Source organism: Leyella stercorea (assembly GCF_021531655.1).
This window is the reverse complement of the sequence record NZ_JADYUF010000041.1, coordinates 15,003-32,316: the sequence shown is the minus strand read 5'-3', so window position 1 is coordinate 32,316 and position 17,314 is coordinate 15,003. Positions and strand designations below refer to the sequence as shown.

Annotated in this window: 12 protein-coding genes; 5 read left to right on the top strand and 7 right to left on the bottom strand. The window is 50.7% G+C overall.

Going from position 1 to position 17,314, the window contains the following annotated elements; genetic code table 11:
* The first annotated feature begins 525 nt into the window (after nt 1-525).
* Nucleotides 526-2,406, top strand: coding sequence for a heavy metal translocating P-type ATPase (locus tag I6E49_RS11205; protein ID WP_235402377.1), 1,881 nt, complete (start codon nt 526-528; stop codon nt 2,404-2,406).
* A gap of 15 nt (nt 2,407-2,421) precedes the next feature.
* On the opposite strand, the gene asnA is transcribed toward I6E49_RS11205, so the two are convergent.
* Nucleotides 2,422-3,459, bottom strand: coding sequence for an aspartate--ammonia ligase (gene asnA, locus I6E49_RS11200; protein ID WP_235402376.1), 1,038 nt, complete (start codon nt 3,457-3,459; stop codon nt 2,422-2,424).
* Between the two features lie 389 nt (nt 3,460-3,848).
* Here asnA and I6E49_RS11195 point away from each other — a divergent pair, with 389 nt between their 5' ends.
* Both I6E49_RS11195 and pnuC read left to right on the top strand, forming a co-directional pair.
* Nucleotides 3,849-6,200, top strand: coding sequence for a TonB-dependent receptor (locus I6E49_RS11195; protein WP_235402375.1), 2,352 nt, complete (start codon nt 3,849-3,851; stop codon nt 6,198-6,200).
* A 7-nt stretch (nt 6,201-6,207) separates the two neighbouring features.
* Entirely contained in the window at nt 6,208-6,807 is a 600-nt protein-coding gene (gene pnuC / locus I6E49_RS11190; protein ID WP_235402374.1) for a nicotinamide riboside transporter PnuC, read from the top strand.
* A 352-nt stretch (nt 6,808-7,159) separates the two neighbouring features.
* Here pnuC and I6E49_RS11185 read toward each other — a convergent pair whose 3' ends face one another.
* From I6E49_RS11185 to I6E49_RS11160, 6 genes are all read right to left on the bottom strand, one after another.
* Nucleotides 7,160-7,942, bottom strand: coding sequence for a copper homeostasis protein CutC (locus I6E49_RS11185; protein ID WP_235402372.1), 783 nt, complete (start codon nt 7,940-7,942; stop codon nt 7,160-7,162).
* A 33-nt stretch (nt 7,943-7,975) separates the two neighbouring features.
* Nucleotides 7,976-10,246, bottom strand: coding sequence for a RelA/SpoT family protein (locus I6E49_RS11180; protein WP_235402371.1), 2,271 nt, complete (start codon nt 10,244-10,246; stop codon nt 7,976-7,978).
* A gap of 149 nt (nt 10,247-10,395) precedes the next feature.
* Nucleotides 10,396-11,739 carry a lytic transglycosylase domain-containing protein gene (locus I6E49_RS11175; RefSeq protein WP_235402370.1) on the bottom strand — a complete coding sequence of 448 codons (1,344 nt, stop codon included), beginning with the start codon at nt 11,737-11,739 and terminating at the stop codon, nt 10,396-10,398.
* 67 nt (nt 11,740-11,806) lie between these two features.
* Entirely contained in the window at nt 11,807-12,589 is a 783-nt protein-coding gene (locus I6E49_RS11170) for a DUF5683 domain-containing protein (protein WP_235402369.1), read from the bottom strand.
* A 53-nt stretch (nt 12,590-12,642) separates the two neighbouring features.
* Nucleotides 12,643-13,569, bottom strand: a complete 927-nt coding sequence (locus I6E49_RS11165; protein ID WP_235402368.1) for a ParB/RepB/Spo0J family partition protein — start codon at nt 13,567-13,569, stop codon at nt 12,643-12,645.
* A 55-nt stretch (nt 13,570-13,624) separates the two neighbouring features.
* On the bottom strand, nt 13,625-14,407 hold the full coding sequence (locus I6E49_RS11160; protein WP_235402367.1) for a ParA family protein: 783 nt from the start codon (nt 14,405-14,407) through the stop codon (nt 13,625-13,627).
* Between the two features lie 100 nt (nt 14,408-14,507).
* Here I6E49_RS11160 and surE point away from each other — a divergent pair, with 100 nt between their 5' ends.
* Together surE and lpxB are read left to right on the top strand one after the other, a co-directional pair.
* Complete coding sequence (surE, locus tag I6E49_RS11155) at nt 14,508-15,269, top strand: 5'/3'-nucleotidase SurE (protein WP_235402366.1); 762 nt, start codon at nt 14,508-14,510, stop codon at nt 15,267-15,269.
* Between the two features lie 59 nt (nt 15,270-15,328).
* Nucleotides 15,329-16,468, top strand: a complete 1,140-nt coding sequence (lpxB, locus tag I6E49_RS11150) for a lipid-A-disaccharide synthase (RefSeq protein WP_235402365.1) — start codon at nt 15,329-15,331, stop codon at nt 16,466-16,468.
* Nucleotides 16,469-17,314: the final 846 nt, after the last annotated feature.

The window sequence follows — 17,314 nt, the reverse complement described above, 5'->3', positions numbered from 1 at the left end:
ACAGGACTTGACAATTTCTTCTGCAAATGTGAGATGTTGAGAATTGTCAAAGATGTGTATAAAGGGTAGGGCGGTGCCCTGGGCTATGAGCTTATTGGGCTTTCAGTCCGTATAATTGGCTTTTGATACACCCTCATCCTACATTTGTTGTGTTAAACTCATATAACTGACTATTGTTAACCACACAACGTTTGAACAGCTGAATTTCAAAACGAGTCCTTTTGCATTCCAAAAGGACTCGTTTTGCATTGTAAAAGGACTCCTTTTAGCACCCAAAAGGACTCGTTTTGCAACCCAAAAGGACTCCTTTTTGATTTTTGTATTTTGAGTTTTGAATTTTGAATTGTTCTCGGCTACGCCTGCAATTGTGAATTATTCAATTTTGAATTTTAGTTTATCCGGAATATGGAGTGATAATAATAATTTATGGGTCATTCTGAATTTGGAGTAATTTAACTATGCAACCATGTTGCACCCGCTATTCCATACCTTTGCATTCAGAAAACAATTAAATAACATACAGATATGAATGTAAAGCTTATCAGAATCATTGTTGGAGCCGTTTTGCTCGCTGTTGCTGCTCTGGTGGAGCATACGGTGCAGCTGCCCGTGTGGCAAATGCTCATTATTTATCTTGTGCCCTATATGGTGGTGGGCTACGATGTTGTGGGCGAGGCGTTTGAAGGAATATGCCATGGTGAGGTGTTCGATGAGGACTTCCTTATGTTCGTCGCTACCGTAGGAGCCATGTGTATAGGCTTTTTGCCCGTAGCCGAACCCCAGTTTGCCGAAGCCGTATTTGTTATGCTGTTCTTCCAGATGGGCGAACTGTTTGAGCATTATGCCGAACACCGCTCGCGCCGCAGCATACGTGCTCTAATGGACATACGCCCCGATACTGCCAATGTGCTGCGCGACGGCAAGATTCAGACCGTGAGTCCGGACACAATAGCCGTCGGCGAGACCATCATCGTGAAGCCGGGCGAACGTGTTGCGCTCGACGGCGAGATTGTTGACGGCACGTCGGCACTCAATACTGTGGCACTTACGGGCGAGAGTATGCCGCGCGATGTACATAAGGGCGACCAGGTTGTGTCGGGATGCGTCAACATATCGGGCGTGCTGACCGTCAATGTGCAGAAGAGTTTCGGCGAGTCGACAGCCTCTAAGATAATAAGTATGGTGGAGAATGCTTCGGAGAAGAAGTCGAAGAGCGAAGCCTTCATCACCCGTTTTGCACGTGTCTATACGCCCATCGTCGTCATAGTGGCACTGGTTCTGGCGTTTGTTCCGCCATTGTTCTGCGGCGGTTATGTCGAATCGCTCACCACATGGCTCTACCGTGCGTTGACATTCCTTGTGGTTTCATGTCCCTGCGCTTTAGTCATCTCCATTCCGCTGTCGTTCTTCGGAGGCATAGGTGGAGCGTCGCGCCACGGCATACTGATAAAGGGTGCAAGCTATATCGACGCCCTGTCAGAACTCGACACCGTAGTGTTCGACAAGACAGGAACCCTCACTCACGGCGAATTCTGCGTTGAGGCCATCCATCCCGACAAGATTTCGCCCGATCATCTGCTTCATCTTGCAGCCCATGTGGAGCGATACAGCACCCACCCCATAGCCGTTTCGCTGAAACAGGCGTTCGGAAATGAGGCAGACGGATGCATGGTTGAAGACGTTGAGGAGATAGCCGGACACGGCGTGCGCGCCGTGGTGAATGGCCATACGGTGTGCGTTGGCAATGAGCGCATGATGGATTCGGTAGGCGCAGAGTGGCATAAGTGTCATGTAGTAGGTACTACTGTGCATGTATCCATCGACGGTGAGTATGCCGGACATATAGTTGTGGCAGACCGGATAAAGGAAGATGCAGCCGATGCCATAGCCGGATTGCACGCCATGGGCATCAGCAATACCGTCATGTTGACGGGCGACCGTAAGGAAGTAGGAGAGGATGTGGCACGCCGTGTGGGCATTGACGATTGCCATACACAGCTGTTGCCTGCCGACAAACTCGGCATTCTCGAGCAATTGCTCGATAAGAAAAAGAAGAACAGAACGCTCGCTTTCGTGGGCGACGGCATAAACGATGCGCCCGCATTGGCACGTGCCGACGTTGGTGTAGCGATGGGAGCGCTCGGTTCGGATGCTGCCATTGAGGCTGCCGACGTTGTTTTGATGGACGACAAACCCTCGAAAATGGTGACAGCCATCCGCATAGCGCGTCGTACACTGGGCATTGCACGGCAGAACGTATGGTTTGCCATAGGCGTTAAGGTGCTCGTGCTGTTGCTCGCCGCAGTGGGTTTGGCTACTATGTGGATGGCTGTGTTTGCCGATGTGGGCGTTATGGTGTTGGCGGTATTGAACGCCATGCGCACGCTTAGGCTTTCGTCAGACTGAGGGTATGCCCTTTCCTTAGATTAAGGGCATACCAAGCTTGGCGCATTCGCGACGCATTTCTTCAGGCCAGATGCTTGCCTGGATTTCGCCGATGTGCGCCTTGTGAAGCAGAACCATACAGAGACGGCTCTGACCTATACCACCGCCGATTGACAGCGGCAGCTCGTCGGCAAGCAGTCGGCGGTGGAAATACAGTTGCTCACGGTCTTCCTTGCCCTCAATTTTGAGCTGGCGGAGCAACGATTCCTTGTCGACACGTATACCCATTGACGAAAGTTCGAACGAGCGTTCGAGCACAGGATACCATATAAGTATGTCGCCGTTGAGACCCTCCTTGCCGTTCTCGGCTACTGTAGACCAATCGTCGTAGTCGGGAGCACGTCCGTCGTGCTTCTCGCCGTTCGACAGTTTGCCGCCTATACCTATTATAAATACGGCTCCGTATTTCTTGCAGATAGCGTCCTCGCGCTCCTTCGGCGAGAGGTCGGGGTACATCTGCAGCAAGTCTTCGCTATGAATGAAGTGTATTTGTTCGGGAAGGAAGGGCTTGATGTTCTCGTATGTCTCGCAAACTAAATACTCCGTGCGGCGAATGGCGGCATAAATGCGCTCCACAATCGACTTGAGGAATGCCACGTTGCGATCTTCTTTGGTGACAACGGCTTCCCAGTCCCACTGGTCAACGTACAATGAGTGAAGGTTGTCGAGTTCCTCGTCGGCTCTGATGGCGTTCATGTCGGTGTACACACCGTATCCAGGCTTGACGTTATATTCAGCCAATGTGAGTCGCTTCCACTTGGCAAGCGAGTGTACAACTTCCGCTTTCTGGTCGCCAAGGTCCTTGATTGGGAATGTAACGGGGCGCTCCACTCCGTTGAGATCGTCGTTGATGCCGAGTCCTTGAAGCACGAACAGCGGTGCTGTGACGCGGCGCAGGCGCAGCTCAGTTGAAAGATTCTCCTGAAAAAAATCCTTTATGAGTTTGATGCCCTGCTCGGTCTTGTGCGTATCGAGAAGGGCATGATAATGCTCTGGTTTTATTATTGTGCTCATTTTGTTGTGTTTTTAATTTCGTTTTGCAAAGGTAATAAATTGTAGCAAACTGACAAATGAAAACGGTATAAAATATTAAAAAGATATATTATATTATTAATACTGTATCAAATTGACAAGTGTTATGTGGCAAACTATATTTGTCTTTACACCGAAAAGATTGTCAGTTTAGCGAAATATTGTTAACTTTGCACTCGGAATGCAAAGTGCATGCCAAGGGGTGGCGGAACATTTCCGTCTGAGATTATACCCTCAGAGCTGATCCGGACAATACCGGCGTAGCGAAAAGGTTAAGCATTAAGGGCAGCCCCTTTTATGTATTATTAGTCATTGCGGATGATTTCAGGAAAACTTTTATGCCGTATGACGTTAAAAAATCAGGTAAAAAGATGAAAAAGACAATCGGTGTAGCTATGGCTGCAGCATGTGTTGCATCTGCTCAGATGGCACAGGCGCAGACCACACTTGACACCTTGAAGGTGCAGAACCTTCACGAGGTTGTGGTAAAGGGTGTACGTGCACCCAAGAACGCCCCCTTTGCGGTGGCCAACATCAAGAGCAGCGAACTGCAGAAGTTTGCCACTTCAGGCAAGGAAATGCCATTCCTCTTCAGCCGAACACCCGGTGTGCTGGCATGGAGCGAGAACGGTATGGGCACGGGAACTACGTATATGCGTATGCGTGGTGCCGGTGGCAGCCGCATAAACGTCACTATTGACGGTGTGCCTCTTAACTCCCCCGAGGACCAGACGGTGTTCTGGGCAAACATGAACAGCTATGCTTCGCTGTTGGGCAGCGCCCAGATACAGCGCGGTATTGGCACTTCTACCAATGGCGACGGCGCTTTCGGCGGTAGTATTTCGCTTGCCACAAAGGCTCCATCAACTGTTCCGTACGTTGAACTGACCGGTTCGTTCGGCTCGTACAACACTTGGAACACTGGCATCAACTTCTCTGCCAACCTCATCGGCAACAGCCTTATCTTCGACGGTGCCTATCATGAGACCAACACCGACGGCTATATACATGGCACAAGCGGACGTTCGGGCTCTTACTACGGCGGATTGACATGGATAGGCAGCAACTTCAAGTTGAGCTACAAGAACATCGGCAACTTCGAGAAAACCGGTCAGGCATGGAACGGTGTTGCTGCGTGCGACTACGACGGCTACTCGCTCTCGTCGTATGGCATCAATAGCTATAAGGATATGTACAATTATGGTCTGGGACGATACAACCAGCTTATGGAAGACCTTGTTTACCCGTCGACCGACGGCGGTCGTCTCTCTACCAAGTCGTTCTACTTCCGCGACGGACGCAAGTGGAATCAGACTACCGACAACTTCTATCAGAACCATAACATCCTCAACTTTGTATGGCAGCCGTCGGAGCATTGGACTCACAACGCTACCGTACACTACACCTACGGTTATGGCTACTACAACGAGTTCCGCCGTGCTTCGGCTCTCGGCAAGAAGTTCGGACTGAACGTTTATGATGCCGACGGTGAGCTGATTGAGTCGGAGGCTGTGCGCCGCAAGGGACTTACACAGAACAACTACGGTGCCCTCTACAACGTGTCGTATCATGACGACGCATGGGACGTAATCGGCGGACTCAGCGCCCAGATGTTCCGCTGCAACCACTGGGGCTACCTTACATATATAGCCAATGAGGAAGTGGAGCGCCAGTATCTGACAGATGGCGGCAAGTACAAGTACTACGACTCGGATGCCGACAAGAACGACTACAGCTGGTTTGTAAAGGCTGCATACAATTTCGGTTCGGGTTGGAATGCGTTTGCCGATATGCAGATGCGCATCGTTGACTATACCACCGACGGAGTGAACGACAAGTTCATCAAGGGAAAGAAGGACGGCCGCAAGTTCTATACACAGCAGCAGCTCAATATCGACGAGACTTACGTGTTCTACAATCCAAAAGCCGGTATCAGCTATACACGTGGAGGCCACAAGGCTTACGCTTCAGTAGCCTACGCCAACCGCGAACCGGAGCGCAACAACTTCACCGACAACAGCAGCGCAGCGCTTCCGAAGGCAGAACATCTCTTTGATACAGAGCTGGGCTATCAGTATCGCACCGCCAACTGGTACGCAAGCGCCAACCTTTATTATATGCGATACATCAACCAGTTTGTAATGACTGGTGCAAAGAGCGACATCGGCGAGGCTATTACAAGCAATATCAAGAACAGCTATCGTCTTGGTGCCGAGCTGTCGGCAGGTTGGAGCCCGCTGCAGTGGCTCTCGTTGGAGGGCAATGCTGCGCTGAGCCAGAACAAGCTGAAGAACTTCACCGAGGAGGTGGAGGCTTGGGACACCGAGGCTGTACACAATACATACGCCAAGTCGACCCTCTCTTACTCGCCGTCAGCCATCCTCAACGGATTCGTTGACGTACACTTCGGAGGATTCAGCGCTACATGGCACACCAATTTCGTGAGCCGTCAGTATCTCGACAACACCGAAAGCTCGGAGCGTTCAATCCCGAGCTACTCGCAGACCGACCTCGCCTTCAACTATACAAGCAAGGTTTCGAAGGCGCTTGGAATGAAGCAGGTGAAACTGGGTATCGACTTCAACAACATCTTCAACCGCCATTACGCTGCATCGGGCTACGTTTACTACGACTGGTATAACGAGGGCAAGCGCACATCGACACTCGCCTACATCCCGATGGCAGGTTTCACATGCATGGGTCACGTCACTCTGAAATTCTAAGCAATAGATGATGGATTACATTATAGAGCACGGACTCGACATCTTCACTACCGTTCTCGGCATAGTATATCTCATTCTTGAGTATCGTGCGAGCATAGCATTGTGGGTGGTGGGCATCATAATGCCGGCTCTCGATGTTTATCTCTACTGGAGTCACGGACTGTATGGCGACGCCGGTATGGCTGTGTACTACACTCTTGCCGCAATATACGGCTATGCTGTGTGGCGTTTCGGCAAGAAGCGCGGACAGCAGCAGGGCGACGCAATGCCAATCACCCACATGCCGGGTCGTCTGTATCTGCCAGCCGGAGTGTTCCTCGTAGTGGCATGGGCGGCTACATATTACGTGCTCACCGAGTTCACCAACTCTACCGTTCCGGCTCTCGACGCCTTCACCAATGCCCTAAGCTTCGTCGGCTTGTGGGCATTGGCACGCAAATACGTAGAGCAATGGGCGTTCTGGATAGTCGTTGATGCAGTCTGTTGCTATCTGTATTTGGTCAAGGGCATACCCTTCAAGGCAGGACTGTACGGTCTGTATGTGGTGATAGCGGTAATGGGCTATCGCAAGTGGAAAGCAATGGCTCTGAAAAAGGACTCCTTTTAGAGTGCAAAAGGACTCCTTCTGGAATGCAAAAGGACTCGTTTTGGAATGCAAAAGGACTCGTTTTGGCATGCAAAAGGACTCGTTTTGGAGTGCAAAAGGACTCCTTTTGAAAATGCGAAGGATTTTCTTGGAAAAACCAAGTGAATACTTGAATAAAAAAGGAGGGTAAAGTCAAAACTCAAAGCAGCACGCCCCGATGGGGCAGAAGCACATAGCCCAGGGCAACGCCCTGAGGTAAAAAACCACCAAAAACAATGCGCCCTGTAAGGGCAAAAGCGTTAATTATCAATGCTTTTGCCCTTACAGGGCGTTTTGCTATTTTCAATCCGTACACCCAAAGTGCTGCCTTGGGCTATGTGCTTATTGGGCTTTCAGCCCGTATAATTGAGTTTTGACACATCCTTATTGTAGCCTTTACTCTTTCTGCCGACGTGTACATCAGCGTACCTTCGTCGGCATCTTTCGTTCCCATATATACATCGGGGTTGATATATTGCATACGGCTCTTAACAGCTGTGCGTGCCGAGAAGTGAAACTCGTGTACGCCGGTCAGCTCATGTATCTTGCGTATGTTGCTCTCGTTTACTCCGCATCCTGCAAGTATCGTTATACGGTCGTCGGCAAGGGCGTTAAGCTCCTTGAGCAGCGGTATGCCTTGTTCGGCAGTGGGCTGCTGTCCGGATGTAAGCACGCGGTCGATGCCAAGCTTTATGAGCTGACAGAGCGCCTCGTGAGGATTGTTGCAGCGGTCGAAAGCGCGGTGGAATGTCACCGACATGCCCTCGGCAGCCTCCACCAGACGTCGGTTGGCATCCATATCGAGCGTTCCGTCGGCATTAAGGCAGCCTATCACTACGCCGTCAACACCCAGTTGCTTACATATTCTTATGTCCTCCTCCATGCGCTCCACTTCGAGCGGAGTGTATAGAAAGTCGCCTCCGCGCGGTCGGATTATCACGTGCAGACGTGTAGAGGCAAGCAATCGGCGCGCCACCTTAATCTCGCCATACGACGGAGTGGTTCCGCCTTCAGGTATTCCGGCGCACAGTTCCACACGGTCGGCACCGCCTTCCTGTGCAGCCAGACAACTCTCCACGCCATTGGCGCATACTTCAAACAGGCATTTCCTTTCCATAATACACCTTATTTATATTATATGCAGCGCTTGTTAGAGTATCTGCAGCACTTCCTTTATGTCTTCAATCTTGCGTAGTTCGCCCATAATCTTCTTCACTTCATCACGGTCGTGTACGCGTATTTCAATCTGTCCGTCGAATATTCCTTCGTTGCTTTCGATGGTCATCTTGTGGATGTTGACATCGAGCTTGTCGGAAATCACCTCCGAAACGTCGTGCAGCATGCGCTTGCGGTCGATGCCTCGTATCTCGATTGTAGCGTCGAAGAACATCACCTGATGCATGTCCCACTTGGCATCGAGAATGCGTTTGCCATAGGCTGCTTTCAGTTTGTTTGCCACGGTGCAGTCGCGACGGTGTATTTCGATGCGGTTCTTGTTGTCGATATATCCCAGTATGTCATCGCCCGGAATAGCGTGGCAACAGGCGGGGAATATGAATTGCGAGATATTCTCCTCGTTGATGATGACGGGTTTCTTCTTGTTGAAGCCTTCGCCGACAATGAAGAAGTTGTCCTTCTTGCCTTCCTTCTTCTCGCTATGGCCGAAGAAGGGCACATACTTGAGCCAGCTGCTGGTCGTCTCGTTCTTCTTCTTCTTTTCAAGCAGTTCCTCAACGTCCTTGTCACCGAGCAGTATTGTGCGTCGTCCGATGGCAAGAAAGAGGTCTTCGTGCTTCTGCATGTCGTGGACTTCGCACAGCTTGTTGAGCACTGGAGTGGTCATCTCGAGCTCGTTCTTCTTCAACCAGTCGTCGAGAATCTGCTCGCCCTTCTTCTGGGTTTCGCGGTTGTCGCGTCGCAGTATAGCCATAACCTTTTGCTTGGCTTTAGCCGTTGACACGAAGTTGATCCACGATGGCTGCACATGTTGCGACTTTGAGGATAGGATTTCAACCTGGTCGCCGCTCTGCAGATGATGGCTCAGCGGCACGAGCTTGTGGTTCACCTTGGCACCGATACAATGCGAGCCGAGGAAGGTGTGTATCTGGAAAGCGAAGTCGAGCGCCGTACATCCGGCAGGCATAGTCTTGATTTCGCCCTTCGGTGTGAATACGAATATCTCGCTTGCGAAGAGATTGAGCTTGATAGTGTCGAGAAAGTCCATCGCATCGGGCTGCGGGTCGTCAAGAATCTCCTTGATTGTCGACAGCCAGTTGTTGAGTTCGGAATCGTCGTCAACGTTTTCGTTGTCGCCTTCCTTGTACTTCCAGTGTGCTGCAAATCCCTGTTCTGCCACCTCGTCCATATGGTCGGAGCGTATCTGCACCTCAATCCACTTGCCTTGCTTCGACATCAGCGTCACGTGCAGAGCCTGATAGCCGTTGGCTTTGGGATGGTTCACCCAGTCGCGCAGTCGGTCGGGGTGCGACTTGTATATCTGGCTTATTGCCACGTATATCTTGAAGCATTCGTTGATTTCCTCCGAACGCACCTTAGGCGTATATATAATGCGCACAGCCAGGATGTCGTATATCTCCTCGAATGTGACGTGCTTGTTCTGCATCTTGTTCCAGATGGAGTAGGGGCTTTTGACGCGTGCCTTGAGTTCGTACTGTATTCCCATACGGTCGAGAGCCTCGCGTATAGGTCCGGTGAACTTTGCGAAGAGCGTATCGCGTTGCGCCTGTGTGTCGGCGAGCTTGTTCTTGATGTAGTTGTACTCGTCTGGATGCTCATACTTGAACGAAAGGTCCTCCAGTTCGGTCTTTATCTTGTTCAGTCCGAGTCGGTTTGCCAGTGGCGCATAGATGTACATGGTCTCGCCGGCTATCTTGTACTGCTTGTTGGCTGGCTGCGAAGCGAGTGTGCGCATGTTGTGCAGACGGTCGCATATCTTAATAAGTATGACGCGTATGTCGTCGCTCATGGTGAGCAGAAGCTTCTTGAAGTTTTCGGCTTGGGCTGATGCACGGTCGCCGAAGATGCCGCCTGAAATCTTGGTCAGACCGTCGACGATGTGCGCAATGCGTTCGCCGAAGATGTTGGAGATGTCCTCGACGGTATAGTCGGTGTCCTCCACAACGTCGTGGAGCAGCGCTGCGCAGATGCTGGTAGAACCGAGTCCCATCTCCTCAACGGCAATTCGTGCCACAGCAATAGGATGCATGATGTACGGTTCGCCCGAAAGTCGGCGCACGCCTTTGTGAGCCTGTCGTGCAAAGTTGAAAGCTTTATTTATGATGTCAACCTTTCTGCGGTGTCGTGATGCAAGGTATATCTTGAGAACTTCGTTGAATGCGTCCTCAATCATTTTGTTGTCAGCGGCTTCTCGCTGTTGGTCTTTCAAGTTCTGGTCGTCCATAGTTAGGGTCCTCCCTTTAAGTTAATACGTAATTCAGGTTACAGATTCAGGCTTGTGCCTTGTTGTCAAGAGACATATTTGTATGTAAATACAGAGCGGCGGACATGAACCCGCCGTTCCGGTAGACAGAATTGGTCTGCCTACTTATATTATTTGATTCTGATTTTCTTGCCGGCACGAATGCTGCTTCCGCTGATTTTGTTCAGTCGCTTGAGCTTTTTCACAGTCGTGCCGTTGCGTGCTGCAATCTCCGACAGAGTATCGCCCTGGCGGATTGTAACGCTGCGACCGCCACGTGAACGCTTCTTCTTGTTGCGACCGCGTCTTGCTGAGGCAGAACTGTGGCTTCGTGAGCTTGAAGTGTTGCTGCGTGAGTATGTAGGAGTGGTGTTGTTCACCTCCACCTCAGTACGTTTTGCCAGCAATTCTTCGGGTCGGTAGGCGTATATAGAGTCTTCGTTGTCGATGAAGCTGCTCACCAATGTAGCCGGCAGGCGTACAGCTGAGGGCTTGGTGTTGCCGTTGATGATGTTGCGTCGATACTGCGGGTTGAGTTGTTTGATTTGATTGACATCCATGTTCAGCACCTTTGCTATCTGCTCGAAGTGTATGTCGCGGTTTACCACTACCGTGTCGGTCTTGGCAGGCAGTTCGGCACGCATCGGACAGATGTTGTGGTCGCAGTAATAATTCATTATATAGTTGGCGGCAATGAATGCCGGCACATATCCGCGTGTCTCCTTCGGCAGATAGGGATATATCTGCCAGTAGTCTTTCTCGCCCTTTGAGCGGTGTATTGCCTTGTTGATATTGTCCGGACCGCAGTTGTATGCAGCGATAACGAGGTTCCAGTCGCCGAATATCTTGTACAGATCGCGCAGGTATTGTGCTGCTGCATAGGACGAGAGAACGGGGTCGCGGCGCTCGTCAACGAGTGAGTTCACCTCAAGGCCATAGCGCTTTCCGGTAGCAAGCATAAACTGCCACAATCCTGTAGCACCCACACGCGACACGGCGTTGGGGTTGAGTGCCGACTCGATTACGGGCAGATACTTCAGTTCGAGAGGCAGTCCGTATGTTTCGAGAGCCTCTTCAAATAGCGGCATGTAGAAGTTTTGTGCGCCAAGCATTAAGCTTACAGAACGGCGCAGGCGTCCGCTGTATCGGTCGATGAACTGCTGTACCACTTCGTTGTATGGCATTTCGATGACCGAAGGAATGCGTGCCAGTCGCTCCTTGTACACTTCGGGTGAGTAGACGGGGTTGATGTCCGACATATTGCAGTCGTTGTTGACCTGCAGATATGTCTTGTTGTTGTATGCCGAAAGCAAGCTGTCGAATTCGGCTGTCATCGCTTCGGGCAGGTAGATAACCTCTTTCTTGCCTTGAGCGTTAGTTACGGTGATTTCCTTCTCATTGTCGTCGCTCTGCGCGAGGATTGGGGTTGAGAAGCCCATAATTGCTGCTGCTATGAGTATTAATGTCTTTTTCATCAATAATATATATATTCGATTTTATCAGTTATGTTGTTTCTTGTATGTCGGTTGGCTCGTTGTGTAGCTAAAAGTTCAGACTACAGTTGATGCCAAGGCTGTTTGATTTGAGCGGATTTCGCTCGCGGTTGTTGTTAATTATTGTCGGTTCCACTCTCAGAGAGAGGTCTTTTGAAATGTCAAACTCCGACAATGACGCGTCAACATAAGCGTCGATGACGCTGAGGGCGTACACTCCGATGAGGCAGAAGACGCTAAGGTCGCGCCAACGGCGGTAGGTATCCTTCCTGCTTTTGAAGAGTTTCTGGTATCTTGCCTTGTTTGAGTCGTCTATTTTGGCTCCTAAGTGCAGAAACTGGTTGTAGCTTTGCGTGTTAGGGTCGTTGTCCATGAGGTCGAGATAGGCTTGTGAATAGTCGCGATACATCTGGTTGTTCCATCTGAGTGCGTATGCACAGCCCACGAATCCACCATATACTATAGGTAGTTTCCAGTACTTGCGGTTGTAAATCTGACCAGCTCCGGGCAGCACGAGTGCGAGCCACATGGCGCGTTTGGGGTTGGGTCGCCACGTAGCCCAGTCTCGTTTCTTTGCTATCTTGATAGAGTCCTTGCGCAATTGTAGCGAGTCGTTGCGTGAGAGCAGCGGCTTGTTGGCGCTATCCAGCAGCCGCAGTGTGTCTTGCTGGGTGAGTATGGGGTTCAGCGAGTCGGCGGCTGCAGCCTTGGCATTATTTGTTCTTGCCGGAGGGTCAGCCACTTTGCGTTGTGCTGCGGCGTTGTCGGCGATGAAAGTCATTCCCACAGCCACAACCAATGTTTGCAGAATATTTAGCAAAAAAGTCTTCACTGTTGTCCTATTCTTATTTAATGTAGTAGGCTTGCCGTCGCCTTGACTGTTCATTATTCTTGTTTCATTTTGTCGAAAGCGCACATGATGCGTTCCAGTTCTTCCTCGTTGGCGAATGGGATGGTAATCTTTCCCTTGCCTTTAGGCGAACATGTCATCTGCACCTTGGTCTGCAGGAAGTCGGAGAGGTGGTTTTTGAGTGCTGTGAATTCTTCGGGAAGCTTGGTTTTGGCAATGATTTTCTTCTTGCCGCTTTCCACGTCTTCGCCGTTCTTGAGCATCTGTGCCATTTCCTCAACCTTTCGTACTGAGTAGCCGTTCTTCACCACTTCGTTGAAGAGTTTAATCTGCATGGATGGTGAGTCGATAGCCAGCAACGCGCGTGCATGTCCCATATCTATCTGTTTCTTCTGCAATGCTATCTGCACCTGAGCCGGCAGACGCAGCAGTCGTAGATAGTTGGTTATGGCAGTGCGGCTCTTTCCGACGCGTTCGGACACCTTTTCCTGTGTCATGCCGTCGGCGTCGAGCAGATGTTCGTACGCCAGCGCAATCTCAATGGCGTTGAGATCTTCGCGTTGTATATTCTCGACGAGAGCCATTTCCATGACGTTTTCGTCGTTGATAGTGCGTATATAAGCCGGAATGGCAGTTAGTCCGGCCATCTGTGAGGCTCGCCAGCGTCGTTCGCCGGCTATTATCTGGAATCGGTTTTCGTCGATCTGTCGTAGGGTTATGGGTTGAATGATGCCAATTTCGCGTATGCTGCACGCCAGTTCTTCGAGTGCTTGCTCGTCAAACTCGCGTCGTGGCTGGTTGGGGTTGGCTTCTATTTGGTCGAGAGGAATCTCGTTGATAGTCGATGTTCCCTGCGTTCGTGCTGGAGTAGTATCGATGAGAGCGTCGAGTCCCATGCCTCCTTCTATGTCTTCGAGTCCGCGTCCCAGTGCGTTTCTGTTGTATTTCTTATGTACTGCCATCCTTTTTTTAATGTTTAATGATTAGTGTTTAGTGACTAATGTTTCACTTACAATCTCACTTTTCACTTTCCTCGGGTGTGTTCTTGTTGATGATTTCCTTGGCCAGAGCCAGATGGTTTTTCGATCCTGCCGAGTCGGCATCGTAGAGTATGACGGGCAGTCCGTGGCTTGGACTCTCGCTGAGCTTCACGTTGCGCTGTATTACGGTCTTGAACACAAGTTCCTGGAAGTGGCGTTTCACTTCGTCGTATATCTGATTGGCCAGTCTGAGACGGCTGTCGTACATTGTCAGCAGGAAGCCTTCAATCTCGAGTGACGGATTGAGTTTGCTCTTTATTATCTTGATAGTATTGAGCAGTTTGGTTATTCCTTCAAGAGCGAAGTACTCGCACTGCACGGGTATGATGACGGAGTCGGCTGCAGTGAGTGCGTTGACGGTAATGAGTCCGAGCGAGGGGCTGCAGTCGATGAGTATATAGTCGTACTCGTCGCGTATCTGGTCGAGCAAATTCTTGATGACGCGCTCGCGGTTTTTGAGGTTGAGCATTTCAATCTCGGCTCCCACAAGGTCAATGTGGCTTGGTATGATGTCAAGTCCGTTGATGTCGGTGGTGTAGATAGCGTCGCGCACGTCGGTATGATCGATTATGCACTCGTACAATGAACAGTCTATCTCCTTTATGTCTACGCCGAGTCCGCTTGATGCGTTGGCCTGCGGGTCTGCATCGACCACGAGCACGTTTTTCTCGAATGTGGCCAGAGAAGCCGCGAGATTAATTGTCGTTGTTGTTTTGCCAACCCCACCTTTTTGGTTGGCGAGTGCTATTATCTTTCCCATTTCGTGTCAAAAATTATTTGGCAAAGTTACATATTTTATGCGAGATAAGGGAGGTTTAAACCTTTTTTCGTACATTTGCAAGCGAAATAAAGCCAATTTTATGAATATTAAAAGACCATTAATACTTGTTTCAAACGACGACGGCTATCATGCCAAAGGCATAAACTGCCTCGTCGATATGCTGCGCGATATGGCCGACATTGTAGTATGTGCTCCTGAGTCGGCCCGTTCGGGTTTTGCCACAGCTTTTTCAGCCACAGTGCCTTTGCGCCTGAAGCTGCGCCGTAAGGAGGAGGGCTTCGAGATGTGGTCGTGCAACGGCACGCCGGTAGACTGTGTGAAGATAGCCTTGGAGGAATTCTTTGCCGACCGTCGTCCCGACATGGTGATAGGCGGAATCAATCACGGCGACAACGGGTCGGTCAACGTACACTATAGCGGCACGATGGGCGTGACGCTTGAGGGCTGCATGAAGTACATCCCGTCGGTAGGATTTTCGCTGTGCGACCATCGCGACGATGCCGACTTCACGCCGCTGCGCCCCTATGTGCGCCAGATAGTGCGCAAGGTGCTCGACGAGGGACTGCCCAAGGGTGTGTGCCTGAACGTCAACTTCCCTAAAGCCAGCGAGTTCAAGGGCATCAAGATGTGCCGTATGGCTATGGGAACATGGTATAACGAGTGCGTGAAAATGCGCCATCCGCATGGTTACGACTACTACTGGATGACGGGAAACTACCGCAACGACGAGCCGGAAGCCACCGATACCGACAACTGGGCGTTGACGCATGGCTATGTGGCTGTTACGCCTACGCGTATCGACGTGACCGACTACGAGACGTTGAAGAGTTTTGAATTTTGAGTTTTGAGTTTTGAATTGTCGGCTGCGCCGATTTTGAATTGCGAATTTTGAATTGATATATGAGATACTACCTGATTGTTGGCGAAGCCTCGGGCGACCTGCACGCTTCGCACCTTATGGCTGCCTTGCGCCGTGTAGACGATGCCGCCGAGTTCCGTTTCTTCGGTGGCGACAAGATGTCGGATGTCGGAGGAATACGTGTGCGTCACTATCGTGAGCTGGCATATATGGGCTTTGTGCCCGTACTTATGCATCTGCCCACCATCTTCCGCAATATGGCAAAGTGCAAGCGCGACATTGTGGAGTGGCAGCCCGACGCACTTATACTCGTCGACTATCCGGGATTCAATCTCGACATAGCCCATTATATCCATTCGCATACGCAGATACCCGTCTACTATTACATCTCGCCCAAGATATGGGCGTGGAAGGAGTGGCGCATCAAGAACATCAAGCGCGATGTCGACCAGTTGTTCTCGATACTGCCGTTTGAGGTGCCCTTCTTCGAGCAGAAGCATCATTATCCTATACATTACGTAGGAAATCCAACGGCAGAGGAGGTGCGCCAGTTCCGCGAGTCGTACTCGGAGAGTGGCGATGAGTTCCGTCGTCGTCACAATTTGTCGTCGCGCCCCATCATAGCATTGCTTGCCGGCAGCCGCCGTCAGGAGATAAAGGACAATCTTCCGGCAATGATAGATGCCGCGTCGCGCTTTGTCGACCATCAGATGGTGCTGGCATGCGCCCCCGGTATACCCATGGACTACTACCGTAAGTTTGTAGACGGACGAGACGTAGAGCTTGTCACGGACGACACGTACGCCCTTCTCTCGCACGCACGTGCCGCCGTGGTGACCAGCGGAACGGCTACGCTTGAGACAGCCTTGTTCAATGTGCCGCAAGTGGTGTGCTACGAGACTCCGCTGCCACGCCTCATAGCTTTCCTGCGCCGCCACATACTGAAGGTGAAGTATATCTCGCTGGTCAATCTGATAGCCGACCGTGAGGTGGTGAGCGAACTTGTTGCCGACACATTCTCAGCCGAAAACATTGCCAGCGAGCTCTCCCGACTGCTTCCCGAAGGCGAATACCGCAGCCGGATGCTTGCCGGATATGGCGAGGTGATGGGCAAGATAGGCGAGGACAGTCCGTCGGAATGCACCGCACATATTATATATAAACTGGTGAAGAAGATCTGAGCGGTAAAAAAAGTAGGTGGTTATGGCAACCGTTGTTGAATCGAATGTTGCAAGTAACACGCCCCGAAGGGGCAGAAGCACATAGCCCAGGGCAGCGCCATGGGGAAAGTTAGCTAAATAACAATGCGCCCTGCAAGGGCAAAAGCATTGACAATTAATGCTTTTGCCCTTGTAGGGCGTTGTGTTATTATTAATCCGTCTAGAGGATATGTCAAAAGTCAAATCAGTACGCCCCGAAGGGGCAGAAGCACATAGCCCGGGGCACCGCCCTGGGTAAAAAGTATCGTAAATACCAATGCGCCCTGCAAGGGCAAAAGCTTAATTATCAATGCTTTTGCCCCTACAGGGCGTTTTGCTTTTATCAATCCGTACACCCAGGGCGGTGCCCTGGGCTATGAGCTTATTGGGCTTTCAGCCCGTATAATTGGCTTTTGATACACCCTCCTATGTGCTTGTTGGGCTTTCAGCCCGCTTTGTTTATGTCTTGAATCAACCTCCTTATGCTTCTTTTCCACCACAACCGAAGCTCCGCTTCATGTACGATATTTGCATTTCTGACTGCTCAAAACTGCCAGTTGAACGAGCAACGAAGTCTTTGGCTCGAAATTCTTGAGTTTTGCGCGTGCAGCACAGATGTTGCTGATATACAGATGAATACAATGATTTGTGCCGCGAATGTGCAATCGGCGGAATGCCAAAAGGACTACATTTTACGGCAAAACGACCCCTTTTGCAGCACAAAAGGGGTCGTTTTGTAATGCAAAAGGGGTACAGTCATAATGCAAAAGAGGCTTAATTGCAATGCAAAAGGGCTTCTTTGCCCTCCTGAACGATAACTTCAGGAGT

Bases quoted from the DNA above. Each gene is read 5' to 3' on its own strand.
- surE (WP_235402366.1), top strand. From the start codon at position 14,508: ATGAATATTAAAAGACCATTAATACTTGTTTCAAACGACGACGGCTAT.
- I6E49_RS11180 (WP_235402371.1), bottom strand. From the start codon at position 10,246: ATGGACGACCAGAACTTGAAAGACCAACAGCGAGAAGCCGCTGACAAC.
- lpxB (WP_235402365.1), top strand. From the start codon at position 15,329: ATGAGATACTACCTGATTGTTGGCGAAGCCTCGGGCGACCTGCACGCT.
- I6E49_RS11165 (WP_235402368.1), bottom strand. From the start codon at position 13,569: ATGGCAGTACATAAGAAATACAACAGAAACGCACTGGGACGCGGACTC.
- I6E49_RS11205 (WP_235402377.1), top strand. From the start codon at position 526: ATGAATGTAAAGCTTATCAGAATCATTGTTGGAGCCGTTTTGCTCGCT.
- I6E49_RS11195 (WP_235402375.1), top strand. From the start codon at position 3,849: ATGAAAAAGACAATCGGTGTAGCTATGGCTGCAGCATGTGTTGCATCT.
- asnA (WP_235402376.1), bottom strand. From the start codon at position 3,459: ATGAGCACAATAATAAAACCAGAGCATTATCATGCCCTTCTCGATACG.
- I6E49_RS11185 (WP_235402372.1), bottom strand. From the start codon at position 7,942: ATGGAAAGGAAATGCCTGTTTGAAGTATGCGCCAATGGCGTGGAGAGT.
- I6E49_RS11175 (WP_235402370.1), bottom strand. From the start codon at position 11,739: ATGAAAAAGACATTAATACTCATAGCAGCAGCAATTATGGGCTTCTCA.
- pnuC (WP_235402374.1), top strand. From the start codon at position 6,208: ATGATGGATTACATTATAGAGCACGGACTCGACATCTTCACTACCGTT.
- I6E49_RS11160 (WP_235402367.1), bottom strand. From the start codon at position 14,407: ATGGGAAAGATAATAGCACTCGCCAACCAAAAAGGTGGGGTTGGCAAA.